This is a genomic window from Micromonospora sp. NPDC005254 (genome assembly GCF_042872525.1).
Taxonomy (GTDB): Bacteria; Actinomycetota; Actinomycetes; order Mycobacteriales; family Micromonosporaceae; genus Micromonospora.
Genome location: NZ_JBIAKM010000006.1, coordinates 312,381 through 336,939, shown reverse-complemented (window position 1 = coordinate 336,939; position 24,559 = coordinate 312,381). Strand labels below are relative to the sequence as shown.

Sequence of the window (24,559 nt, the reverse complement as noted above, 5' to 3'; positions counted from 1 at the left end):
GCTGTCGTCCGCGCCTGACGCCTGCCAACGCGGCTCGGCACGGGGCGATCTCCATGACTGATGGGCCCGACCCGATGCGTCCTCAGCCTTCGGCACCGATCAGCGACTACGGCCTGCTGGGCGACACCCGTACCGCCGCCCTGGTCGCGAGTGACGGCGGCATGGACTGGCTCTGCGTACCACGCTTCGACGGCGATCCCCTGTTCGGCAGACTGGTCGGAGGCCCGGACGCCGGAACGTTCCGGGTCGGCCCGGCCGGCCAGGCCACGGTCGTCGAGCGGCGTTACCGGCAGCACACCGCCACCCTGGAGACCACCTGGGCGGTGGGCAGCGGCCGGCTCCGCCTCACGGAGGCGATGGTGGCCGAGGTCAGCGGTCGCCTGCTGCCCACGACACTGATCGTGCGACGGCTGTCGGCCGAGCAGGCAGCCCTCGACGCGGTGGTGGAGTTCGCTCCCCGCCTTGGCGCACAGCGCCGCCGGCCCCGAGTCCACCACCGACGCCAGGCCCTCGTGTGTGAGTGGGGGCCGCTCGCGGTCGCGCTGGACAGCACGCCCAGGTTCAGAATCGAACCCGGTCGGCCCACCTCGATCACGGTCCGGCCAGGCCGGCCGGTCACCCTCGTGCTGGCCGTGGCGCACCGCGAACCGGTGATCCACGTCGAGCCGACGGCCGCCTGGGACCTGCTCATCGAGGACGAGGCCCGGTGGCGGGCCTGGACCGCGGAGATCGACGAGCGGCTGCCTTTCCGGGAACACGTCGCACGAAGCCTGCTCACCTTGCGGCTGTTGACCTACTCGCCCTCGGGAGCGCCGGTGGCCGCGCCCACCACGTCACTGCCCGAGGATCCCGGTGGGGTACGAAACTGGGACTACCGCTACGTCTGGCCCCGTGACGCCAGCATCGGCGTCAGCGCCTTCCTCAGCGTCGGCAAGACCGACGAGGCCCGCGGTTTCCTCGCGTGGCTGTTGCACGCCAGTCGGTTGCAACGACCGCGCCTGCCGGCGCTGCTCACTCTGCATGGCCGACACGTGCCAGCGGAAAGGGAACTGGCCGGTTGGCCCGGTTACCTCGACAGCCGTCCGGTGCGGATCGGCAACGGCGCCGCCGGCCAACACCAGCTCGACGGCTACGGCTGGGTGATCGACGCTGCCTGGGCGTTCGCTCGGGCCGGACACCGCCTCTTCCCCGAGACGTGGCGGGCGGTGCGCGGTTTCGCCGACGTGGTCGCCGGTTGTTGGCAGGAGCCGGACGCCGGCATCTGGGAGGTACGCGAGCCCGCGCAACACGTCCATTCCAAGCTCATGGGCTGGCTCGCCCTGGACCGCGCCCTGGCCATCGCCGACACGCACCCCCTGCCCGACCGCCAACGTCGACGCTGGCAGACAGCCCGAGATGCCATCGCCGCCGAGGTCCGGACGCGCGGCTTCGACCCGACGGCGGCCAGCTACGTCCGCAGCTACGGATCCCAGGACCTCGACGCGGCTCTGCTCGTGCTGCCGCTGCTCGGTATGGATCGGACCGAGTCACCTCGGGTACGGGGCACCATCGACGCCATCCAGGGCCGGCTCTCCGCCGGCGGTCCACTGCTCTACCGCTACCCGCCCGGACGTGACGGCCTCCCCGGCACCGAGGGCGCGTTCCTGCCCTGCTCGTTCTGGCTCGTTCAGGCGCTTGCCCGCACCGGGCGTCGCCGCGCGGCGGTCGAACTGTTCCAGGCCGTGGTTGAGTACGCCAGCCCACTGGGCCTCTACCCCGAGGAGGTGAACCCCGCGACGGGTGCCCACCTCGGCAACTACCCCCAGACGCTGACCCACGCCGCGCTCATCCAGGCCGCACTCGCCATCCGAGACGCACCGGTAGGGTCCCCAGCATGACGATTCCGCACCTGACGGCCGCCGACGGCACCGCGCTGCCCGCGATCGGGCTCGGCACGTACCAGCTGAACGGCTCGGCGGGTGTCGACGCGATCGGGCGAGCGATCCGGGCGGGTTACCGGTTGATCGACTCCGCGGTCAACTACGAGAACGAAGGCGCGGTGGGTCGGGCCGCTCGTGCGGCGGGCGACGTACGCGACGAGCTGGTCGTCACCTCGAAGCTGCCGGGGCGGCACCACCGCTTCGACGAGGCGCTGACCACGATCGAGGAGAGTGTGTTCCGCACGGGCCTCGACCGGATCGACCTGTACCTGATCCACTGGCCGAACCCGAAGGTCGACCTGTACGTGCAGGCCTGGCGCGCGCTGATCGAGGCACGGGAGCGCGGGCTGGTGAAACACATCGGTCTCTCCAACTTCCTGCCGGAGCACATCGACCGGCTGGTGGCCGAGACCGGGGTCGCCCCGGTGGTCAACCAGATCGAGGTGCATCCGTACTTCCCGCAGCAGGAGGCGATCGCCTACCACCGGGAGCACGGGATCCTCGTGCAGGGTTGGAGCCCGCTCGGGCACGGCAACGACCTGCGACAGCATCCTGTCATCACCGAGATCGCGAACGCCCACGGCGTCAGCCCGGCGCAGACCATCCTCGCCTGGCACGTGGCCCGCCAGGTGATCCCGCTGCCCAAGGCCGCGTCGCCGCAGCGGCAGATCGAGAACCTGGACGTCTTCGACATCAAGCTCACCGACGCGCAGGTCGAGGCCATCACCGCGCTGGGCCGCCCGGACGGGCGGCTCGCGGACCAGGACCCGGCGGTGTACGAGGAGTTCTGAGCATCCCGGGCGGGGTCGTGGTCAGGGGGAATACTGGCCGGGTGGAGATTGCCCGCCCGCGCCTGCTGCTGGTCGAGGACGACGGCGCGCTGAGCGCGCTGCTCACCGACCTGCTCACCGAGGAGGGGTACGAGGTCGAGGTGGCCGGCGACGGGCAGAGCGGCCTGCACCGCGCCCTGGCCCGCGACTACGACGTGCTGGTGGTCGACCGAGGGCTGCCCGTGTTGGACGGGCTGGGGTTGGTCACCCGGTTGCGGGCGCGGGGTGTGGCGTGCCCGGTGTTGCTGCTCACCGCCCGGGGCGCCCTGGATGACCGGGTGGAAGGGCTCGACGCGGGCGCCGAGGACTACCTCGTCAAGCCCTTCGAGGTCCCTGAACTGCTGGCCAGACTGCGGGCACTGCGCCGTCGACACCAGGACGCGGCGGGCCGGCTGCCGCTGGGGCGGCGGCGGTGGCTGGACGTCGGAAACCGGCGAGTGCTCGACGACGACGAGGAGATTCCGCTCTCCGCCCGCGAGTTCGCCGTGCTGCGCGCCCTCGCCGGCCGGCCGACGAAGGTCTTCACGCGTGCCGAGCTGCTGAGTAGCGCGTTCGACCACGCCGACGCACCGGGCAGCGTCGACGCCTGCGTGCATCACCTGCGTCGCAAACTGGGCCGGGGGGCGATCCGTACGGTGCACGGTCTCGGCTATCGGATCGGCGCGGTCTGACGGCGTGGACGAGGCCCGACTGGTCCAGGCCCGACGGCGGAGTGTGGCGCAGACCGCCGGGGCGATCGGCGTGGTGCTGCTGCTGGTCGGCGCGCTGATGTTCGTCCTCACCAGCCGGCAGGAATCGCGGGCGCTGAACACCGAGCTGGCTCAGGTGCTCGCGATGGCCGAGGACACCGACGACCCGCCGCCCGGCGAATTCCTGGCCCACAGGGCGGCCGGATCCGGCGCCGTCGAGGTGACTGAAAGCGCCTCGCCGGAGCTGGTCCGGGTCCTCGGCGACGCGCTGGGACGGCAGCCGGGGCGATTCGACACGGATGCGGGAGACGACCATCCGGTACGGGTGTTGGTCGCCGACCGAGCGGACGGCAGCCGCTGGGCCGTCGCCGCCGACCTCGCGCCGCTGCGTCAACGCCAGGGGCAGCTCGGCGTCGCGCTGCTGGTTGCCGAACTGGCCGGCCTGACGGGGGCGCTGGTGGCCGCGACGCTACTCGCCCGGCGGGCGGTCGCGCCCCTGGCCACCGCGCTGACTCTGCAACGCCGTTTCGTCGCCGACGCCTCGCACGAGTTGCGCGCCCCGCTCACCGTGTTGCACACCCGTGCACAGATGCTGGCCCGACGATCCCAGACGCAGCCGGCGGCGCGACTCACCGACCAGCTCGACCAGCTCGTGGCGGACACCCGGGCGCTCGGCGACGTGGTCGAGGACCTGCTGGTGTCCGCCGCTGCCGAGCATCAGCCGCCACCGGCCGCGGTCGTCGATCTGAGCGAGGTGGCCCGCGAGGTGGTCGCGAGCATGCAGGAGTACGCCCGGGAGCGGACGGTCGAGCTGCGCGTGGAGACCTCCGGCGAGGCCTTGGTCCACGGAGCGCGCACGGCGCTGCGCCGAGCGACGACCGCCCTGGTGGACAACGCGATCGGGCACGTCGCCGCTGGCGGGAACGTCGCCGTGACCGTGCGACGGCACGCCGATCAGGTGGCCGTCGAGGTCAGCGACGACGGTGTGGGCCTCGACCCGGCCGAGGCGGACCGGCTCTTCGAGCGCTTCGCGCACGGCACGGCCGGGGCGGGTCGCCGGTTCGGGCTGGGCCTGGCGCTCGTGCAGCAGGTCGCGCACGCGCACCGGGGTTCGATCACGGTGGCCGGCGCTCCGGGTGCGGGTGCCACCTTCACGCTGCTGCTGCCGGCATCCTGAGGGACCCACCGACGCCGCTGCTGGTTCGGATTCGAGGGCGCAAGAATTTCGCAAGAATTCGGCAATATGGTGACGGGCAGTGACATCCCGAGCGCCGAGGAGACCCCGTGCCCGACACCGTCAACGGACTGCCGCTGCACCCACTCGTCGTGCACGCGGTGGTGGTTCTCCTGCCGCTGGCCGCGCTCGGTGTCGCCGCGCTGGCCGTCCGACCGTCGTGGCGGGGCCGCTACGGCGGGCTCGTCGTCCTGATCACCGCGCTGGCGACGGCCGCGATCCCGCTCGCCACCTCCAGCGGGGAGAGCCTGGAGCACCGGGTCGGCGACCCGGGCGAGCACGCCGAACTCGGTGACACACTGATCTGGTTCGCCCTGCCCCTGCTGGTCGCCGCCGTCGCGCTGGTCTGGCTACACCGCCGCGACACCCGGTCGAGCGACTTCCGCCGAACGCCGAGGGCGCTCGCGGTGGTGGTCGCGGTGCTGGCCGTGGTCGTGGCGGTAGCGAACCTGGTGCAGGTCTACCGGGTAGGTGACTCCGGGGCCAAGGCCGTCTGGGGCAGCGCCCCGGCCGCCTCCGTCGGGCACGGCGCCGACGACTGAACGCCGCCCGAGGGCTCGGCCACCCCGGGCACGGGGTGTCACGGGGCGTGCCGGGTGCGGGGGACGGACGTGGCGACAAGCGGTATGACTCAGAGTCATAAGTATTCCGGTGAGTCATACCGCTCAACGGAGGATCCGTCCTGCCGCGGCACCCGGACCAGCAGCGGTCCGGGTGCCGCGGCGTCGATCAGACCAGCCCGCCGAGGGCCGGGTCGCTGATGCTGTCCTTGCCGTTCTCGACGTGACCGGCGTAGCGGTACACGAAGCCGGCGTCACCCGCGACGGTGAGAGTCAGGTCGTACCAGCCATGGGTGCGGGTGAGCTCCCACGTCGCCCGCTCCGCCTGGCCGGGCCGCAGCGCCAGCGTCACCGGACGGGAGTGGTACCCGTCGCGGACGGTCACCTCGACCCGCTTCGCGCCCCGGTTGCCCAGCGTGAGGACGACCTTGTGGTCGTGCTCGTCGTACGAGGCGGTGACGTCGAGCTGCGACCGGCCGCCCGCGAACCGGCGGTAGAAGCCGTTCGGCCCGTGCACCGACAGGTCGTAGGAGGACTCGATCGCCCAGGTGTCAGTGAGGCGCTTGCCCGGCTCGACGGTGTAGCTGCGCGGCACCGCCGTGCTGCCGGCCAGGCGGACCTGGAAGACCGCGCCGGCGCCGCCGGTGTTGCGGAAGTCGATCCGGAACGCGCCGTCGGCGACGCGGCCGTCGGCGTGCAGGGTGTACGGGATCGCCCGTGCCGGGCGTACGCCGCGCTCCTGCTTCGGCAACCGCCCCTCGGCCGGGGGAACCGGCACCTCGTCGGGGTGCCGGACGAGGTCGTCGGGCTTGAAGTCGTCCGTGTCCGGCAGCGTGACCTCCCGCGACCGGTTCGGGTGCCGGAAGTCGAAGGCCGTGGTCAGGTCACCGACGACGGCCCGACGCCACGGGGTGATGTTCTTCTCGACCAGGTCCGGCCGGCCGTGCCCGAACCGCGTCTCCAGGAACTTGATCAGCGAGGTGTGGTCGAAGACCTGGGAGTTGACGTAGCCGCCGCGGGTCCACGGCGACACGATGATCATCGGTACGCGGATGCCGAGACCGTACGGGCCCGCCGGGTGGTCGGCGTCGCCGGGGAAGATCTCGTTGGTGGTCGGCACGGTCGACTGCCCGTGCTCGCGCGTCTGCGGAGGCGTCGGCGGGACCACGTGGTCGAAGAAGCCACCCTCCTCGTCGTACGTGATGAAGAGCGCCATCCTGCTCCACACCTCGGGGTTCGACGCGAGGATGTCGATGACCTGGGAGATGTACCAGGAGCCGTACGCCGGTTCCCAGTTCGGGTGCTCGGTGTACGCCTCGGGCGCGGTGATCCAGGAGACCTGCGGCAGGCGTCCCGCCTCGACGTCGGCCCGGAAGTCGGCGAGCAGCGCCTCGGGGTCGCGGCCCTGGGTGCGGATCTCCGTGCCGGTCTTGGCCTTGTCCGCGAGGGGCGTTCCGGGCTGCGCGTTCTGGTACTGGTGGAAGTAGAGCAGCGAGTTGTCGCCGTAGTTGCCGATGTACGGGTCGTTCGTCCAGCCCCAGGAGCCGGCGGCGTTGAGGCCGGTGCCGACGTCCTGGTAGATCTTCCAGGAGATGCCGTTGCGCTCCAGCCGCTCCGGGTACGTCGACCAGTCGTAGCCGGCCTCCGCGTTGGTGATGACCGGGCCGCCGCCCTTGCCGTCGTTGCCGACCCAGCCGCTCCACATGTGATAGCGGTTCGGGTCGGTCGGGCCCATCAGCGAACAGTGGTAGCTGTCGCAGACGGTGAAGGCGTCGGCGAGCGCGTAGTGGTAGGGCAGGTCCTGGCGGGTGTGGTACGTCATCGCCGTGACGCCCTTGTTGGGCACCCACCCGTCGAACCGGCCGTCGTTCCAGGCGGCGTGCCCGTCGTTCCAGCCGTGCGGCGGGTCCGGCAGGAAGGTTTGGCCGAGGTCCTTCACCTCGGGGCGGAAGGGCAGCAGCTCGTCGGTGCCGTTGGGCTGGTGCCACACGTCCTTGCCGGACGGCAGTGTCGCCGGATGCGGGTCGCCGAAGCCGCGTACACCGCGCATGGTGCCGAAGTAGTGGTCGAAGGACCGGTTCTCCTGCATCAGGATGATCACGTGCTCGACGTCGTTGATCGAGCCCGTCCGGTTGTTCGCCGGGATGGCGAGCGCCTTGCTGAGATCCAGCGGGAGCGCCGCACCGATCGCGGGAACACCCATTGCCTTGAGGAACGTACGGCGATCCACCGTGCCCATAACTCCGCCTTTGTGCGATCTGGTCGAGAAACTGGCGACCGGACGCTATCGAGGTCTGGTTGACGGCAGATGGCCATAATTCGGCCGGGCGGAAGCACGCCGACGTACCGTGAGGTCGTGCCGACGAGAGACGTACTCACCAAGGCTGACCTCGCCGAACTCCGCCGTTCGGCGCTCGGGGCGGCCGACCCGCTCGGTGTCGCCGCCGACGTCGCCGAGGCGGCCCGGCAGGGCCGCCTGGAGGATCCGGACGACGCCGGGGACGCGCTGACCCTGGCCGCCGAGATCGCCCAGGTCCGGGCCAGGCCCGACGCCGCGCTGCGGTACGCGGATGAGGCGCTCGCGGCGTACCCGTCCGCCGACGATCCCCGGGCCGGCGTCGTGCGCGCGCTGCGGGCCCGGGCGATGTTCCAGGCCGGCGGTCGGGACGACGAGGCGATGGCGGAGCTGACCGCGCTGCGGCCGTTGCTGCTCACGCAGCCCGACGCGCCCGCCTACGTCAGCGCGGCGCTGGACGCGGCCGGCCGTTCGGCGATCGCCGAGACCTGGCTGAGCGAGGCGGTCGACACCCTGCTGGGTGAGCGGGCCGGGGCGGCGGCCGACCCGGAGGTCGGCCCGCCGGACGCCCCCGGTGTGCTCTTCTTCCTGCTGCAACAGCGCCACCGCGTACGCCGGAATCTCAACCTGCCGCACGACCGGCAGGACGATCTGGCCGACCGCCTGGAGAACCAGCTCGTCCGCCGGGCCGCAGAGCGTCAGGGCGCTGATTCTGATCTGCTCCTCTGGCCCCGGGCCGAGTTCGACAGTCTGCTCGCCGAGCACCCCGAGCTGACCGACGTGTACGGGCCGGACTGGGACGCGCACCGGGCCCGGCTGGAGAAGGAGCTGGTACGGCTGACGAGTGCCGGCCGGACCGGGCTGGGCGTGTTCAGAGCGACAGTGGCCGGCCTGGACGCGTTCGCCGGTCGACGCGACGGCGACCCGACCGACGCGGCGATCCGGGCCGGCTACGCGGTCGAGGTGTCGGCGCGACCCAGCTCGCGAGTCCCCTGGCCACCGGAGCGCAACGACCCGTGCTGGTGCGGCTCGGGCCTGAAGTACAAGAAGGACTGCCTGCCGCGCTCGCGCAGTTGAGGCGAGCCCGAGGGCTGACACGTCCGCGCGCGACCGATAACGTCCTTCCCGGACGATCGACGTCCACCCCTTTCGGAGGAGACGCCGATGTTCGAGGAGTTCATGGGTATCCCCGCCCACCCTCTCGTGCTGCACGCCGCGGTCGTGTTCGTGCCGCTGCTGGCCCTCCTGACGGTCGCGTATGCGCTCGTCGCGCCGATCCGGCCGCACACACGCTGGGTGCTGGGCCTGCTCGCCGTGGGCGCGCCGGTCGCCGCCCTGTTGGCGAAGCTCACCGGCGACGCGTTCTTCGCGCGCCTGCGCTCCGCCAACCGCGTCACTCCCGAGTTCGTCCCGAAGCTGGAGGCGCACCAGGATTTCGGTGACCTCACTCTCTACGCCGCGATCGGGCTGGGGGTCGTGGCGCTGGCGCTAATCTGGTTCGCCGCGCCGCGCGGCGCCGAGGGCGCGCGCTCCGGTAAGGCGCTGACGCTGGTGTTGCAGGTGCTGTCGGTGGTGGCCGCCGCCATCGCCGTGTACTACGTGGTCCGTACCGGCGACTCAGGCGCGAAGGCGGTCTGGGAGGGCCAGTAACGAGCGCGGGCGCGGCCCGAGGGGATCGACGCGACGCCCACTCGCACCTAGCATGGCGACGAATGGATCTTCGTGATTGGTCCGTGCCGAGACCCGGCAGCCAGCCCGACCGAAGGGAGACGCGCATGCGTCGACCCCGCCATCTCGCACTGCTCAGCGTCGGCGTGTCCGGCGCCCTGGTGCTGAGCACAGCCCCGACCGCGGCGGCCGCTCCGCCCACGCCTTCCGCGCCCACCGGCATCGTGGTGGCCGACGGCATGACCCAACCGGTGTTCTCGCTCGCGGACGCCATTGAGGAGCGGGTGTTCGTCCAGACCCCGGTGGACACCGACCACGACGGCCGTGCCGACCGGGTGGCGATCGACATTTCCCGCCCCCGGGAGACCGCCACCCAGGGCTTCAAGGTGCCGGTCATCTTCGAGCACAGCCCGTACCGCAAGGGCACCTGGGGTGACGTGCCGTACCCGAGCGTGCTGGTCGACGACCTGCCGCAGAACGGCGTGACCGACCGCTCGGGGCGGCGGGTGCTCGAGGTGGAAGCCCAGCGGGCGCAGGCGAAGGCCAACCTGCCCGGTTCGCTGGACGACTACTACGTGCCGCGTGGGTACGCGGTGGTGCTCGGCCAGAGTGTCGGCACCGGCGACTCGGACGGCTGCCCGACCAGCGGCGACCAGGCCGAGACGCTCGGCACCAAGGCCGTCATCGACTGGCTCAACGGGCGGGCCAAGGCGTACGACGTGAACGGCGCACCGGTCACCGCCGGGTGGACCACCGGCGCGGTCGGCATGACCGGCGTCTCCTACAACGGGACGCTGCCCAACCAGGTGGCCACCACCGGGGTCAAGGGCCTGAAGACCATCGTGCCGGTCTCGGCGATCAGCAGCTGGTACGACTACTACCGGGCCAACGGTCTGGTGGTCGCGCCCGGCACGTTCCAGGGCGAGGACCTCGACATCCTGGCCCAGTACACCGCCGGGCAGGCGCGCGCCGAGGGGCCCTGCGCCGACGAGCTCGCGACGATCACCGCCGAGCAGGACCGGGTCACCGGTGACTACTCCAAGTTCTGGCAGGACCGCGACTACCTGGACGCCCGCGACGTCAGGGCCAGCGTCTTCGTCGTGCACGGCCTCAACGACTGGAACGTGAAGACCGAGCACTTCGCCGGCTGGTGGGACGAGCTCGCGAAGCGCGACGTGCCGCGCAAGATCTGGCTGCACCAGGGTGGGCACGGCGGTCCGGGTAGCAGCGCCTCGGTGACCCTGCCGGACGGCCACACCTGGACCTACAAGCAGACCGAGAACCGCTGGTTCGACTTCTGGCTGTGGAACGTGCGCAACGGCATCATGGACGAGCCGACCGCGGTGCTCCAGCGCGAGGACCGGGCCTACACCACGTACGCCAACTGGCCCGACCCCGCCGCGCGTGAGGTCGGGTTGCGGTTCGCGGCGACCGACGCCACCGCGCCGGGCGCTCTGACCACGGGCAAGCCGCCGAAGGCCAAGGTCGAGCAGAGCTTCGTCGACGAGGGACGGACCATCCACCCGGACACCCTGGTGGCCGATCCGGACACGGCCAGCGCCAACCGGCTCGCGTACCGCTCCCCCGCGCTGACGCAGAACGTGCGCATCTCGGGGCGCCCGGAGATGCGGCTGCGGATGGCGATCGACAACAAGCCGGACGCGAACCTCACCGCGTACCTGGTGGACTACGGCCCGGCCGGGTCGACCGCCGCGCCGACCGTGGTGACCCGCGGCTGGATGGACCCGCAGAACCGCAAGAGCGCCGCGCGCACCGAGCCGGTCAAGCAGGGCAAGCTGTACGACTACCGCTGGACCATGGAGCCGAAGGACTACATCTTCCCGGCGGGCCACCGGATCGGGGTGGTCGTCTTCTCCAGCGACCAGGAGTACACGCTGCTGCCGTTGGGCGGCACCGAGTTGCGGGTCGCGCCGAACGACAGTGAGGTGCGGCTGCCCGTGGTCGGCGGGCGGGCCGTCCTCGGTTTCTGACGTCCTCGTTCCACGGGAGGGGCAGTCCGAGGTGTCAGGCTGCCCCTCCCGCCGCGTTTTCCACCAACTGCGCACGTATTGACAACCGTCGACGTGGGGAACAGTCTGATGTGGTGAGAGCGCTCTCTCGCCCCGGTTCACGGGCCACCACCCCCTTTCGGCCAGGACACTCTCCGACGTCTTTCGGCGGCGGCGTCGGAGCTGTCCCTGACCCGTCCCCGACAGGAGTCACGAGATGGACAGGGCCGCACCCCTCTCCCACGTCCCCCGCCGGCTACGCCTCGCCACGGCGATCGGCGCCCTGCTGACGCTCCTCGGCACGTACCTGGCCTGGACCACCGACCGGGCCGACGCCGCCCCGGTCGCCAACGTCATCCGGGTCGCCGAGTTCCCCGCCGACTGCGCGTACAGCCACCGGCTGCCCGACGACCCGATCGTCTTTCCCGGGCTGCCCGGGGCCTCACACATGCACAGCTTCTTCGGCAGCACGGTGACGAACGGCAACACCACGCTTCCCGACCTGGTCAAGTCCACCAGCACCTGCAACCCGGCGGTGGACGTCTCGTCGTACTGGGTGCCGACCCTCTACCGGGACAACGTGGCGGTAGAGCCGGCCATCGCCACGTTCTACTACCTCGGTGAAGGGGTCCGCGCCGACGTCGTCGCCAACACCCAACCGATCCCGCAGGGCCTGCGACTCGTCGCGGGCAACGCGAAGGCCACCGGGCCGAACGACAGCATCGCCCGCTGGTCCTGCCTGCACGCCGGGCAGGTGCCGCCGTCGAAGGACTTCGTCAACTGCCCGGCCGGCACGATGCTGGAGTCGTACCTGGACTTCCCGCAGTGCTGGAACGGTCGGGACCTGGACTCCCCGGACCACAAGAGCCACCTGGCGTACCCGGTGAACCAGGCCTGCCCGAGCACCCACCCGGTGCACGTGCCGAAGTTGCGGCAGGTGCTGCGGTACCCGGTCAACGGCGACCCGTCGCACTTCCGGCTGGCCTCCGGGCCGGGCTACACCATGCACGGCGACTTCTTCAACGCCTGGCCGACCGCGGAGATGGCCCGCCGGGTCCAGGACTGCATCCGGCCGGTCATCAAGTGCGGGCACGACGGCCGGCCGATCTGAGCCGACACCGTCGTACGGAGGGGCGGGTCCGGTCACGCCGGGCCCGCCCGCCGCGGGCGAAAGGAGGCCGCATGCGGGCTCGCGCCGCTCTGCTCACGGCGGCGGTGCTCGTCGCCGGCTGCGCCGGCGGGTCTCCCGGCACCGCGCACAGCGCCGGGCCACCCACTGTCGCGCCGGCCGCGTCCACACCGTCGAACGTCGGATCGGCAGGCTCCTTCAGCCCCACCGACATCGCCTGGCTGCAACTGACGGCGGCGTTGACGGACCGGCTGCTCCCGGTGCTGGACCTGGTGCCAACCCGGACCACCGACCCCGCCTGGCGACGCCTGGCCGCCGAGGTGCGGGCCAGCAACCGTGCCGACCTGACCCGGTCCCGGCAACTGCTCGTCGAGGCGGGAGCGCCGACGACCAACCCGCACGAGGGCCACGACATGCCGGGCATGGTCACCGCCGACGAGCTGGCCGCGCTGCGGTCGGCCACCGGGAAGACGTTCCACCGCCTGCTGGCCGCGCACCTGCGCGCGTACCTCACGCAGACGGTCCGGGTCGCCACCGCCGAGCAGAAGGGCGGCGTCCACCCGGCCACCACCACACTGGCCACCACAGTGATCCAGTCCAACACCACCCACCAAACAAACCTGAACACCCTCACCCCCGCCTCCTCCTCCCCCGCCCCGCCCCGCCTAGGTGATCAAGAGGTTCGCGTCATTCCACCGGCGTGTCGTGACGCGAACCTCTTGATCACCGGTGGATCGGCGGGCGTGCGGTGAGGGCACGGTCTCGGTCCGGTCCGCCCCGACGGTGCCGCCGGTGCGGGGTGCGCCCCGGGTGACGCGGGGCGCACCCCCGAGTGGCTACGCCTTCTCGGCCGGCGGCGCGAACAGCACGCGCGCGCGGAGCTGCCGGAACCCGGTGCGCTCCAACTCCGCGAGCACCGCGACGCGGTGGGCGTCCACGTCGGCGATCACCTCCCGGGCGCCTCCGGCGGCGAGCACCCGGACCGCCTCGGCCAGCAGCTCACCGCGCGCCGCGTCGTCGAGCAGGCCGAGGTACGCCAGCAGTGGGTAGCAGGCGTCGCCGGCCGTGCCGACCAGACCCACCGGCTGCCCGGCCTGCACCCCGACGCGCCACTGGTCGGTCGACTCCCCCAGCCAGGCCAGCGGATCGGTGGCCAGGTCGACGCCGCCGACGGCACGCGCGATCTCCGCGCCGGTCAGCACGTCCGGCACGGCGACCCGGGCGACCAGGGCGTTGATCTCAGCAGCGTCGACGGGCGGCCGGAACGTGTACCGGCCGGAGGTCGCCGGCAGCGGCGTGCTCGTCCACGAGCACCGCAGCCGCTCACCCACCTCGACCAGGCCGGCGAGTCGGGCCGCGTCCATCGGCGCGGTGACCACGGCCAGCACCTCGGGTCGACGCCGCCAGTGCGCGGGCAGAGCCGCGTAGTACCGACCGGGGCCGCCCAGCGCCTCGTGGGCAGCGTGCAGCAACGCGGCGCCGACCTCCGGCTCGGCGGCCAGGTCGAACCGCTCCAGCCAGGGAGCGCCCACCGCCCCGGGCGGGAGGAGCCAGGCCGCCCGCCCGACCACCCGGCCGTCGCGCAGGGCGATCCAGGTGTTCTCGGGCCGGTAGCCGCCGCCGGTGATGCCGTCGGCGTACCCGATCTGCCGCAGTTGGGGCAGCGGATCGGTCATGGAGTCGAACAGGTTTTCCTCGCCCGCGACGAGCGGGCGGATGACCAGACTGGTCATGGCGAACCTCCGGAAAGCGAGCGCCCCGGGTCAGATCCGCGTGGACGCCGATACGCGGAGGGGGCGCAGAACATCGGACATTGTTCTGACCTCCTCTCGGCTCGACGGCGTGCCCGCCAACATACGCGAAGCGCCAGCAGCCGCACAACGTTCTTCGGGCCCGGCTCACAGCGTCGGGTTGGTCTCCGCGCCGCGTTGGTGGACCCGCCCGTCGGCGACGGCGATCCCGGCCAGGATCAGTGCCGCCACGGCGGTCACGGCGACCGGCGGGAGAAGGACGCTCGGAGACCGTGACCAGGTTGGCGAGCGGCGCACGGCCGATACGCGGCACCGGCCAGTGGGAGGCCGCGCCGACGAGCTCAACGGCGAGCGCGAGCGACCAGAGGACACCACGGCCATGGCCGCACCCCCTCGCCGAGCCGGTCCCGTCTCGTACCCGCTGAGGGGACTTTATCCCGGTCTGTCGGTACGCCCGATGGTTATGCCAGATCGCCCGGAGGGCGGTCGACGCCGCGCCCCCAGGGCCTCCACCGCCTCGGTCGGGCGGTCCGCCGCCTCGTCCGGGTCGTCCGGGCCCGCCGGTCCGTGCGGAGGCCCGCACGGCCGAGCAGCCGGATCAGCAGCCAGCAGAACAGCGCCAACGCGCCGAACAGGGCGATGGTCACGATCCGCCAGCGCATGCTGTCGATCTGGAGCATCTCCGGCAGCAGCGCCGCGACGCCGGCGACCGCGGTGACCGAGAACAGCCACTGGAGGCGCTGCTGGAACAGCGCCGTCTGCAACCCGAAGAGCTGGCTCAGATTGCTGCGCAGCAGTTCGAGACGCTGCCGGGCGGCCTGGAGATGCCGGGGAACCCGCAGCCCGTCGATGAGGAACGTGGCCACCGCGATGCGCATGGGATCGCGGTACATGAGGTCGACGTTGCCGACCTCGGCCAGCCCTCGGCTCAGTTGCAACTGCACCCGCGCCAGTTGGGTGATGCGCGCGCCGAGCGAGTGACCCGGCCCGACGAGTTCGTCGCGGTCGTTCGGGTCCACCCCCACCCACAGTTGGCAGAAGAACCACTGGGCGTGGATCTGGCCGTACATGTCCTGGACCATGCGGGCCGCCGCCGACGCGCCCTCCACCCCGTCGTGCAGGACCGCCACGGTGGACCAGCCGGTGGTGCGGACCAGCAGGCCGGGCAGGCGCAGCGGCCCGTCGTCGGCAGCCGTGCCCGGGGTCACCGGCAGGGCGGAGAGCCGCAGCAGCGACTCCACGAGCGGTTCGTTCTCGGCCCGCTCGGAACCGCGCAGGACGAAGAACTGGCGCATGTTCTGGAACGGGTAGCGGCGTTCCCGGGGCTCGAAGCCGGCCGACTCGCGCAGGATGGCGCGGACCGCCTGGACGTGGGCGGACACCGTCAGCCCACCGTGCTCCCGGGGCTCGGCCTCGATCATGCTGAGGTGCCCGGCCAGGTTCGGCGGGAAGGTGTCCAGGTCGCGCAGGTGCCGGAAGTAGTCGAGGGTGTTCTCGCGCACGAGGTCGTCGTAGAACCGGCAGATGTCCTCGGTGCTGACCGCCGGCTCCGGCGCGGCGAACCGCAGATCCACCGAGATCACGCCGAGCGCCGGGTAGATCACGATCTGGGTGCTGGTCGCCCACGTCGTACGGCCGATGCGCACCGCCGACGTGCCGAGGGAGATCTGCAGCACCGGCGGGTGGGTGGCCAGGTAGGAGATGTTGTAGGCCCGGGTCTCCTCGTGCTGGACGACGTCGACCGAGGTGGCGCCCAGTGCGGCCAGCAGCGGGAGCGCCGGTTCCACGTCCTGCACCGTGCCGCCGAGGTCGAACTTGACCGGCACGTACACGTGATCAATATCGAGGGTCACGCATACATTCTGGGCGTACGGCACAACCTGGTTTCGCTCCGAGGCGGCCTACAACTGGTCGACGTGGTCGCGCCACGAATGCCGGGGCTCGTAGCCCAGCACCCGCCGCGCCTTGTCGATGCTGAGCAGGGTTTCGTGCTCGCCGAGCTCCTTGCGGATCTCGACACCCGGGTAGACCTCGGCCATCAGGCTGGCGCTCGACCTGCTCATGACGGTGTCGGCGTTGGCGATGATGAACACGTCCGCGCCGGGCCGGTCGTACGCGAGCGCCCGCTCGACCGCCTGGGCGCCGTCGCGGGCGTCGATGTAGCCCCACAGGTTCCAGCGCCGCGACCGCGGATCGGCGTCGAAGGAGGGGAACGGCAGGTAGTCCTCGACGTCCATCACGTTGGAGAACCGCAGACCCACCATGACCAGCTCCGGGTCCCACCGGCAGAAGTGCCGCGCCATCTCCTCCTCGAGGGCCTTGTTCAGCGAGTACGTCGACTCCGGTCGCGGCGCGTACTCCTCGTCGACCGGCGCGTACGGCGGCGGGGTGTCGAACGGCAGCCCGAGCACGGTCTCGCTGGACGCCCACACCACCCGCTTGATGCCGGCCGCCCGGGCGGCGGCGAAGACGTTGTACGTCGCGGCGGAGTTGTTCGCGAACGTCGTCGCGTTGGGCATCAGCCCGGGCGCCGGGACCGCGGCCAGGTGCACGACCGCCTCGACGCCGCCGGGGTGCTCGTCGGCGCCTCCGGTGAACGCCTCCACCACCTGCCCGTAGTCGGTCAGGTCGACGAGGAGGAACTCGCCGTCGACGTCGCGGGGATCGCGCCCGCCCACGCGGTCCACCGCCAGCACGTCGACGCCCACGCCGCGCAGGTGGGCGACCACGGCACGGCCGAGCTTGCCGGTGGCGCCGGTGACGACAACGCGTCCGGGCAGTACGGGATCGGTCATGGCCCCATCCTCTCCGGCCGGCCGGGACACCCCACACGCGGGTGCGCCCGCGCCCGCCACCCGCCGCATCGATCAGGAATCGAGAAGTACCGGCCGAGGGCCCTACTTAGCATGGCCAGCATGGACATCACCATTCACACGACAGTTCTTCCGCACGTCGACCCGGACGCCTCCGTGGCCTTCTACCGCGACGTCCTCGGCTTCGAGGTCCGCAGCGACGTCGGTCAGGGGACCATGCGGTGGATCACCGTCGGCCCTGTCGACCAGCCCGGCACGTCCATCCTGCTGGCCCCGCCGGCCGCGGACCCCGGCATCACCGAGGACGAGCGGCGCACCATCGCCGAGATGATGGCCAAGGGCACCTACGGGTGGATCCTGCTGGCCACCCGGGACCTGGACGGCACCTTCGAGAAGGTACAGGCCCGCGACGCCGAGGTCGTCCAGGAGCCGACCGAGCAGCCGTACGGCATCCGCGACTGCGCCTTCCGCGATCCGGCCGGCAACATGGTCCGCATCCAGGAACTGCGCTGAGCCATGTGTCTCGCCGCCTGGGGACGCGCACGCGCCGAGGAGCAGCGCCTGGACGACCTCGCCCGACTACGTCACGCGCCGGACGTGCCGTTGGTCGCGGCGGGGGCGACCGAACCGATCAGAGGTCACGAGGTGGACGGGGGAAGATATGGCGAGCACGCCACCGCGGGGGCGTGAGGAGCGGCTGAGAGACACGCGCAGGAGACTGGAGAACGACGTCGACCTCTGGGTCGCCACGTCGGGCTCCCCGGACGGCGTGCACCTCGTCCCGCTCTCCTACCTCTGGGACGGCAGCGTGTTTCTCATCTCGACGCCGCGCGCCTCGGTCACCGGCCGCAACCTGGTGGGGGATGGCCGGGTGCGACTCAGCCTGGGCACGACGCGCGACGTCGTCATCGTCGAGGGTGCCGCCGAGCCGGTGGACACCGCCGACCTCGGCCACGACAGGCGTACGGCGTTCGCCACCAGGACCGGCTTCGACCCGAGCGGAATCGCCGAGCCCTACCAGTACTTCGTGATCCGGCCGCGGCGCATCCTGGCCTGGCGGGAGGCCAACGAGCTGCGGGGACGCCTCCTCATGCGCGACGGCCGTTGGCTCGACTGAGCCCCTCGGCCTCCCGCACGCCGCGATCCGCGTCCTGCCGTGCGGGGGCCGGGCGGGTGCGTACCGTGCAGGGGTAACCGCTCATGCGAAAAGGAGCATTCATGTCCAAGCCACCGCTTCCCGAGGCCGCGGTCGAGATGCTGCAGAAGCCGAACCCGGCCGTCATCACCACGCTTCGCAGTGATGGTCAGCCGGTGTCCGCCGCGACCTGGTACCTCTGGGAGGACGGCCGGATCCTGGTCAACATGGACGAGAGCCGCCGCCGGTTGGAGCACGTCCGCAACGATCCTCGGGTCTCCCTCACGGTGCTGGACGAGGCCGGCTGGTACACCCACGTCAGCATCATCGGGCACGTCGCCGAGTTGCGCGCCGACGAGGATTTCACGGACATCGACCGGCTGTCCCGGCACTACACGGGCAATCCCTATCCCCGGCGTGATCGTGGTCGGGTCAGCGCCCTGATCGAGATCGACCGCTGGCACGGCTGGGGGTCGCTCAAGGACAACAGCCAGGTCGGCTGACCGTCCGCCGCGGGGACGGCGGCGGACGGACGGCTCTTGACCGCAGAGCGTGATCGGCTTAACTTCATCAATCAGATAAGTGTCTTTACTAATTCTGCTTGATCCCTCGTGGGAGTGCCGATGCGACAATTGCGTCACCGCCGCCTCACCGCCGTCGTCGCCCTGGCGACCCTGCTGCTCACCGCCGCCCCGCCCGCCGCGGCGAGCGCCGGCGCCAGGCCCGACCGCCAGCCCGGCTACCACCGGGTCGGCTACTTCACCCAGTGGGGCATCTACGGCCGGGCCTTCACGGTCAAGAAGCTCGACGCCTCCGGTGCGGCGAGCCGCCTCACCCACCTCAACTACGCCTTCGGCAACGTCAGCGAGGACGGCCGCTGCTATGTGGACGGCGGGCCGGGCGAGGGCGACGCCTGGGCCGACTACCAACGGCCGGTGTCCGCGCAGGAGAGCGTCGACGGCGTCGCCGACGCCCCCGGCCAGGCGCTCAACGGCAACTTCGGCCAGCTCGCCAAGCTGAAGGCCAAGCACCCCGGTCTCCAGGTGCTGATCTCGCTGGGCGGGTGGAGCTGGTCGACGTACTTCTCCAACGCCGCCCGCACCGACGCCTCCCGCAAGGCGTTTGTCGCGTCCTGCATCGACCTGTACCTCAAGGGCAACCTCCCGGGCAGCCCGGGTGCCGCGGCGGGCGTCTTCGACGGCGTCGACCTCGACTGGGAGTGGCCGAACTGGGACGGCGAGCCCGGCAACGTCATCCGCCCCCAGGACCGGGAGAACTTCACCAAGCTGCTGGCCGAGTTCCGCCGGCAGCTCGACGCGTACGGCCGCACGACCCGCGCGCACCACCCGCTGACCGCCTTCCTGCCGGCCAACCCGGCCACGATGGACGCCGGCTACGAGGGCCGCAAGATCTTCAAGTACCTGGACTTCGCCACCGTGCAGGGGTACGACTTCCACGGCGGCTGGGACGCGGTGACCAACCAGCAGTCCGCGCTGCGCGTGCCGGCAGGCTCGCCGGACAACCCGGACTTCTCCGTCGAGGTGGCCATCGACGGCTGGCTCGACCGTGGGGCGCCGCGCGGCAAGCTGGTCCTGGGCATCCCCTACTACGGTCGCGGCTGGGCCGGCGTCACCGGCGGCGGCAACGGGCTGTTCCAGCCGGCCGCCGGGCCCGCACCGGCGACCTTCGAGGCCGGGTACGAGGACTACAAGCAGCTCAAGACCCTGGCCGGCAACGGCTACACCGTGCACCGCGACCTGCGCGCCGGGCACGCCTGGCTCTTCGACGGTACGACCTTCTGGACGTACGACGACCCGGGCGTCGTACTGCAGAAGATGCTCTACATCCGGCGGGCCGGCCTGGCCGGCGCGATGGTCTGGTCACTCGACGGCGACGACGACAACGCCACGCTGACCAAGACGATCGGCCTCGGCCTGACCACCCGGTAGGCGTACCCGACGCCCGTGATCACGTGATGGCCACCAGTTGAATCGGGTCACCGACAACTGCTGAGCATCACGTGATCACGGGCGCTGCTCCTGGGGCGTCACCGACCGCACCGCGGCCTCGATGAGAGCGGTCACCTGAGCCATGTCCCGCGCACGGCGCACGTCCACCTCGGCTGACCACCCCGGGTGGTCGAGCTGGACCGTCACGTCCTCCCGGCGGTGAGTGAGCCAGCCAGCGATCGCCTGGACCAGCACCATGACGGCGCCGGCGTCGTCGACCACCACACCCAGGACGTCGGACGGTGTCGTGGTCACCCCGTCCCGCAGCCGGTCCTCGGCGCGCAGCCAGGACGCCAGAGAGCGCCGCGCATCGGCGGACGGAACATCCGGATGGACCGAGAGCGTGATCGTCTCCGGCACGGTCTCCCCTTTCCAGACGACGACAGGCCACCCGCCATCCTGCCAGCCGGACCCGGCCCCGGCATCCCGCGCACTCACCGATGTCGATCAGCCCTTGACCGCCGTGTCGGCCGGTTCATAGGCTCCGGCCACTGCGAGGCTTTCCCCCAAGAAGGGAACCCGAGACATGGCCCCATCGTCGCGTCCGATCCGGATGGTCCCCCCGAAGCGACTGGCGGGTGCCGCCGCCGTCGCGCTCCTGCTCGGTCTGACTCCCCTGCTCGGCGGCACTCCGGCCGCGAGCGGCGCCCCACCGTCGAGATGCAGCACCGACCCGAGCGCACGGCTGGCCAGCGTGCCCGCCCCGGAGGCCGTGCTCGGCTTCCCCCTCGGCGCGGGCCAGGAGCGGGTCGTCACCAACGACGAGGTCCGCACCTACCTCGGGGCCGTGGACAGCGCCTCCGACCGGGTCGTCACGGGTGTGACGGCCACCAGCGTGCTCGGCCAGCCCCTGCCGTACGCGGTGGTGTCCAACGAGCGCCACGTGCGGCCGTCCGCCCTGCGGAAGATCGCCGACGACGTACGGGACCTGCGTGACCCCCGCCGGACGAGCGCGCGGACGGCCGCCCGGACGGCGAAGGACGGCCCGGCCATCGTCTGGGTCACCGCGAACGTGCACGGCGGCGAGAAGAGTGGCACCGACGCGGCGCTCAAGACGCTGTACGAGTTGGCGGCCGGCCTGTCCTGCGAGGTCGCGCGGCGCAACGACAACCTGGTCACCATCATCGTCCCGACGCAGAACCCGGACGGCCGCGACGCCACCCGGCGGCAGAACGAGTTCGGCTTCGACCTGAACCGGGACTGGTTCGCCCGCACCCAGCAGGAGACGGACGGCAAGCTCGAACTGCTGCGCCGCTACCCGCCGCAGGTCTTCATCGACGCCCACGAGATGGGCGGCCGGCAGTACTTCTTCCCGCCCAACGCCGACCCGATCCACCACGAGATCGCCGGCGAGGCGGTGGACTGGATCAACCGGATCGGCGAGGCCAACAAGGCCGGCTTCGGCTACAACGGCGCCTGCGACGACACGGTCACCACCGAGTGCTACTTCAACTACGACACGTACGACATGTTCTTCATGGGCTACGGCGACACCGTGCCGACCACCGGCTTCGGCGCGGCCGGCATGACGTACGAGAAGGGCAGCGCCTCGGCCGTCGCCGACCGGGTGCAGCAGCAGTTCCACACCCAGTGGTCGACGCTCGGCTGGGCCGCCGCCAACAAGCGCGAGGTGCTGGACGGCTACTTCGACATCTGGACCGACGCGCTCGCCGAGGGCCGGACGGGCGCCCTGGAGCCGAACGAGGTGGTGCAGCCCACCAACGAGGTCCAGTTCCCGGTGCCGGCCGTCACGGTCCGCTCGTACTTCCTGCTGCCCGACCGGCAGCTCGCCGACGTCCGCCGCCTCGTCGAGCGGCTGCGCCGCATGGACGTCGAGGTGTACGAGGTGCAGAAGCCCACCCGCGTGCCCACCGCGCGGGTCTTCGGCGGTCGCAGCGCCACCAACGTCACGGTGCCCAAGGGCGCGTACTGGATCCCGATGGACCAGCCGCAGAAACACTGGATCCAGGCGATCATGGGCGAGGACCCGTACGTCCCGTTCCCGTACTTCTACGACGTGTCCTCCTGGAGCAATCCGCTGCTGATGGGCGTGTCCACGATCTACACGGGAGACAACGTCCGCCCGCAGGCCCAGCCGGTCCGGGGGATCTCCGGCGGCCGCAGCGGGCTGGCCTGGCCGTGGGGCTCCTACACGTACCCGCTGGACTCGGCCGCCGCCGCGGAGCTCACCTTCACCCTGCTCGGCCGCGGCGTGCCGCTCGTGCGGGACCTCGACACCAACCGCGTCGCGATCCCGGCGACCCGGCTGAGCCGTACGGTCGACGACCTGGCCGAGGCCGCCGGGGTCACCCTCACCCCCGGCGGACGCCCCACCGGGACCCGCCTCGACCTGCCCGACGTCGGGCTGTTCCAGGGCACCGGCATCTCCACCACGTCCGGCTCCCACGGCGAGGCCCGGTACGTGCTCGGCAAGCGGTGGGGCCTCGCCCTCAAGCCGGTCACCACTGCCGACATCAACGACAACACCGCGGCGTTCACCGGGCGTACGGTGCTGCTGGTCCCCGACGGCAGCAGCCCGACCGGCGGCCTGACCGCCGCCGGGCAGGCCAACCTGCGCGACTGGATCGCCCAGGGCCACACCTACGTCGGGCTGCGCAACGAGGGCACCCGGCTGGCCCGCGCCGCCGGGCTCACCTCCACCACAGAGAAGACCAAACCGGCCGACTACCTGGTGATCGGCTCGCACCTGCGGGTCGACGTCGACACCGACAACCCGGTCGCCCTCGGCCGCCCCGCCGAGGACTTCGAGTTCAACAACAGCGACCCGATCCTCAACCCCAGCACCACCGGGACGAACGTGCTCACCTACCCGACCGACGACACGTTCTGGGCCAACGGCTACACCGTCGGCGCGGACACACTGAAGGGCACGGCCGCCGTCGTCGACGAGCCGACCGGCGCCGGCAGGTCGGTGCTGTTCGCGTTCAACCCGCTCTTTCGCGCGTACAACGAGAATGGTCTGCACCTGGTGGCCAACGCGCTGCTCTACCCGCCGGGCGCACCCGACGCCCGACGCACGCCGGGCACCGACGCGGCGCGCGCCAGCGCCGCGTCGGTGCCGGTCGCGGCGGACCTGGGCGGCGGATGGCGGCCGACCACCATCGAGGTCGCGGCGACGGACCTGGCTCGCACGCGGGCCATCGTCGAACGCTTCACCACCGACGCCCGGACGTCCGCGAAGGGCACCTCGGCGTACGTCGTGATCCCCAACCCGCAGGGCCTCCAGGCCGACGAGCACCCGTTCACGGCCGATCTGGTACGCGCGCTGCGCGCCGCCGGAGTGCCACTACGGTCGGTGGTCGCCTGACCGGTCCCCTGCACAGCGAAGCGCCCGTCCCCGGGTTCTCGGGGGCGGGCGCTTCCGCGCGTTTCGAGGGTGGATTACGACCGCTGGGCGACCTCGGCGACGAACGCCCGCCAGGACGCCGGCCCGAAGACCAGGGCCGGCCCATCGGGGTCCTTGGAGTCCCGCACACCGACGATGCCCGGCAGATTGTCCGCAACCTCGACGCAGTCGCCCCCGCTGGAGCCGCTGCGAGTGGACTTGCGCCACGTAGCGCCAATCAGGTCCATGACGTCACCACTTCCTTCATCAGGTCGGTTGACTGCCGCCGAGGTAGAGCCTCGTTCCGCACGGTCTCCCACTTCGACAGAAGCGTAGCCACGTCATCGTCGTTGCTGATGACCAGCCCGCCAAGCTGATTCTCCAGCTGGCCGACCCATTTGCCGTCCGCCGCCCGAGCCAGGATGAACGGGCCGGTCAGCCCGGCGTGCATGCTCACGTCGACCGGCACGATGTGGACACTGACGTTTGGGCGTTCCGCCATGGCCGCCAGGTGCGTGATCTGCCCTGCCATGATTCCTCGAAAGTCCTCGCCCGCACGCCGCAGCACCTCCTCCCCGATGACCGCGACAAATTGCGGCGCCTTCGGCTGAGTGAGGATCGATTGCCGGTCGAGCCGAGCAGCAAGCCGCTTGTCGACCTCCTCATCGCTGAGTGTGTCGTCGCAGCGAATGACCGCTCGGGCGTACTGCTCGGTCTGAAGCAGGCCGGGTACCAGGGATGGCTGCCAGGACCGGAGCTGAGTCGCGACGCGTTCGGCGTCCAACCAGGGCAGGAACCAGGACGGCGCCCCGAGCTTCGCGACCATGCGTTCGAACAGGCCGCCGTTGTTGAGTGCCCGGTCGGCGCCCTTGATGAAGTCCATCGTGAGCGCCCGCGTCTCGCCCTCCACGGCGCTGACGTGGGAGGCGCTGAAGCCGGCACCCCGGCCGAACGCCTCCTGCGTCATCCCGGCGGCCCCTCGGGCGCGACGAATCTCGCCCACGATGAACGCGGCGAGCGGGTGCGGCAGATCAGCCATTCAAAGCTCCCCAAGCCGGAAGATCAATTACTCACGCCACTGCCCGGCGTGGAACGTTTCGCCAGCTCAGCCCGAACCGGCGAACCACCTTCCGAGCGTAGTGGACTCCACAGCAGAGTGTCACCAGCGGCG

The 24,559-nt window shown here is 71.4% G+C and carries 22 protein-coding genes; 15 read left to right on the top strand and 7 right to left on the bottom strand.

Features of this window, described 5'->3' with window-relative positions; translation table 11 throughout:
- Positions 1–53 precede the first annotated feature (53 nt).
- The 5 genes from ACFYPR_RS20585 (at position 54) to ACFYPR_RS20565 (ending at position 5,214) form a co-directional block, all read left to right on the top strand.
- A complete protein-coding gene (locus ACFYPR_RS20585) occupies positions 54–1,877 on the top strand; it encodes a glycoside hydrolase family 15 protein (RefSeq protein WP_387261634.1) in 1,824 nt (607 codons plus the stop codon).
- Positions 1,874–2,710, top strand: coding sequence for an aldo/keto reductase (locus ACFYPR_RS20580; RefSeq protein WP_387261631.1), 837 nt, complete (start codon positions 1,874–1,876; stop codon positions 2,708–2,710). The genes ACFYPR_RS20585 and ACFYPR_RS20580 overlap by 4 nt, the downstream gene beginning before the upstream one ends.
- Before the next feature lie 41 nt (positions 2,711–2,751).
- Positions 2,752–3,420 (top strand): response regulator transcription factor, encoded by a 669-nt coding sequence (locus tag ACFYPR_RS20575; protein WP_355138632.1) that lies wholly within the window; start codon positions 2,752–2,754, stop codon positions 3,418–3,420.
- A gap of 4 nt (positions 3,421–3,424) precedes the next feature.
- On the top strand, positions 3,425–4,615 hold the full coding sequence (locus tag ACFYPR_RS20570; protein ID WP_354856917.1) for a HAMP domain-containing sensor histidine kinase: 1,191 nt from the start codon (positions 3,425–3,427) through the stop codon (positions 4,613–4,615).
- 107 nt (positions 4,616–4,722) lie between these two features.
- A complete protein-coding gene (locus ACFYPR_RS20565) occupies positions 4,723–5,214 on the top strand; it encodes a DUF2231 domain-containing protein (protein ID WP_387261627.1) in 492 nt (163 codons plus the stop codon).
- 187 nt (positions 5,215–5,401) lie between these two features.
- Here the strand turns inward: ACFYPR_RS20565 and ACFYPR_RS20560 are convergent, their stop codons facing one another.
- Entirely contained in the window at positions 5,402–7,471 is a 2,070-nt protein-coding gene (locus tag ACFYPR_RS20560; RefSeq protein ID WP_387261625.1) for a phosphocholine-specific phospholipase C, read from the bottom strand.
- Positions 7,472–7,588: 117 nt separating this feature from the next.
- On the opposite strand from ACFYPR_RS20560, the gene ACFYPR_RS20555 reads away from it, so the two are divergent.
- The 5 genes from ACFYPR_RS20555 to ACFYPR_RS20535 all read left to right on the top strand — a co-directional run bounded on the left by ACFYPR_RS20555 (position 7,589) and on the right by ACFYPR_RS20535 (position 13,086).
- Positions 7,589–8,605, top strand: coding sequence for an SEC-C metal-binding domain-containing protein (locus tag ACFYPR_RS20555; protein WP_387261622.1), 1,017 nt, complete (start codon positions 7,589–7,591; stop codon positions 8,603–8,605).
- An 87-nt stretch (positions 8,606–8,692) separates the two neighbouring features.
- A complete protein-coding gene (locus ACFYPR_RS20550) occupies positions 8,693–9,178 on the top strand; it encodes a DUF2231 domain-containing protein (RefSeq protein WP_387261620.1) in 486 nt (161 codons plus the stop codon).
- A gap of 125 nt (positions 9,179–9,303) precedes the next feature.
- Positions 9,304–11,187: a Xaa-Pro dipeptidyl-peptidase gene (locus ACFYPR_RS20545; protein WP_387261617.1), complete on the top strand. Its 1,884-nt coding sequence runs from the start codon at positions 9,304–9,306 to the stop codon at positions 11,185–11,187.
- A 235-nt stretch (positions 11,188–11,422) separates the two neighbouring features.
- Complete coding sequence (locus ACFYPR_RS20540; RefSeq protein WP_363939784.1) at positions 11,423–12,316, top strand: DUF1996 domain-containing protein; 894 nt, start codon at positions 11,423–11,425, stop codon at positions 12,314–12,316.
- A 71-nt stretch (positions 12,317–12,387) separates the two neighbouring features.
- Positions 12,388–13,086: a DUF305 domain-containing protein gene (locus ACFYPR_RS20535; protein WP_387261614.1), complete on the top strand. Its 699-nt coding sequence runs from the start codon at positions 12,388–12,390 to the stop codon at positions 13,084–13,086.
- A gap of 84 nt (positions 13,087–13,170) precedes the next feature.
- On the opposite strand, the gene ACFYPR_RS20530 is transcribed toward ACFYPR_RS20535, so the two are convergent.
- From ACFYPR_RS20530 to ACFYPR_RS20520, 3 genes are all read right to left on the bottom strand, one after another.
- A complete protein-coding gene (locus tag ACFYPR_RS20530; RefSeq protein ID WP_387261612.1) occupies positions 13,171–14,067 on the bottom strand; it encodes an acetyltransferase in 897 nt (298 codons plus the stop codon).
- Positions 14,068–14,546: 479 nt separating this feature from the next.
- The gene (locus ACFYPR_RS20525; protein ID WP_387261609.1) at positions 14,547–15,938 is read right to left on the bottom strand and encodes a hypothetical protein; all 1,392 of its coding nucleotides are present in this window, start codon (positions 15,936–15,938) and stop codon (positions 14,547–14,549) included.
- Positions 15,939–15,986: 48 nt separating this feature from the next.
- Positions 15,987–16,880 carry an NAD(P)-dependent oxidoreductase gene (locus ACFYPR_RS20520; protein ID WP_354862334.1) on the bottom strand — a complete coding sequence of 298 codons (894 nt, stop codon included), beginning with the start codon at positions 16,878–16,880 and terminating at the stop codon, positions 15,987–15,989.
- Between the two features lie 120 nt (positions 16,881–17,000).
- On the opposite strand from ACFYPR_RS20520, the gene ACFYPR_RS20515 reads away from it, so the two are divergent.
- The 4 genes from ACFYPR_RS20515 (at position 17,001) to ACFYPR_RS20500 (ending at position 19,982) form a co-directional block, all read left to right on the top strand.
- On the top strand, positions 17,001–17,411 hold the full coding sequence (locus ACFYPR_RS20515) for a VOC family protein (protein WP_354862333.1): 411 nt from the start codon (positions 17,001–17,003) through the stop codon (positions 17,409–17,411).
- A 148-nt stretch (positions 17,412–17,559) separates the two neighbouring features.
- Complete coding sequence (locus ACFYPR_RS20510) at positions 17,560–18,015, top strand: pyridoxamine 5'-phosphate oxidase family protein (protein ID WP_354862331.1); 456 nt, start codon at positions 17,560–17,562, stop codon at positions 18,013–18,015.
- A gap of 101 nt (positions 18,016–18,116) precedes the next feature.
- Positions 18,117–18,536, top strand: coding sequence for a PPOX class F420-dependent oxidoreductase (locus ACFYPR_RS20505; RefSeq protein WP_354862330.1), 420 nt, complete (start codon positions 18,117–18,119; stop codon positions 18,534–18,536).
- A 120-nt stretch (positions 18,537–18,656) separates the two neighbouring features.
- Positions 18,657–19,982, top strand: a complete 1,326-nt coding sequence (locus tag ACFYPR_RS20500) for a glycoside hydrolase family 18 protein (RefSeq protein ID WP_354862328.1) — start codon at positions 18,657–18,659, stop codon at positions 19,980–19,982.
- Between the two features lie 75 nt (positions 19,983–20,057).
- On the opposite strand, the gene ACFYPR_RS20495 is transcribed toward ACFYPR_RS20500, so the two are convergent.
- The gene (locus ACFYPR_RS20495) at positions 20,058–20,402 is read right to left on the bottom strand and encodes a hypothetical protein (protein ID WP_354862326.1); all 345 of its coding nucleotides are present in this window, start codon (positions 20,400–20,402) and stop codon (positions 20,058–20,060) included.
- A 193-nt stretch (positions 20,403–20,595) separates the two neighbouring features.
- Here ACFYPR_RS20495 and ACFYPR_RS20490 point away from each other — a divergent pair, with 193 nt between their 5' ends.
- A complete protein-coding gene (locus ACFYPR_RS20490; protein ID WP_387261604.1) occupies positions 20,596–23,370 on the top strand; it encodes a M14 family zinc carboxypeptidase in 2,775 nt (924 codons plus the stop codon).
- 74 nt (positions 23,371–23,444) lie between these two features.
- On the opposite strand, the gene ACFYPR_RS20485 is transcribed toward ACFYPR_RS20490, so the two are convergent.
- Together ACFYPR_RS20485 and ACFYPR_RS20480 are read right to left on the bottom strand one after the other, a co-directional pair.
- Positions 23,445–23,636, bottom strand: coding sequence for a DUF397 domain-containing protein (locus ACFYPR_RS20485; RefSeq protein WP_354862322.1), 192 nt, complete (start codon positions 23,634–23,636; stop codon positions 23,445–23,447).
- On the bottom strand, positions 23,627–24,427 hold the full coding sequence (locus ACFYPR_RS20480) for a helix-turn-helix transcriptional regulator (protein ID WP_387261601.1): 801 nt from the start codon (positions 24,425–24,427) through the stop codon (positions 23,627–23,629). Before ACFYPR_RS20480 ends, ACFYPR_RS20485 begins: the two co-directional genes overlap by 10 nt.
- Between the last annotated feature and the right edge of the window lie 132 nt (positions 24,428–24,559).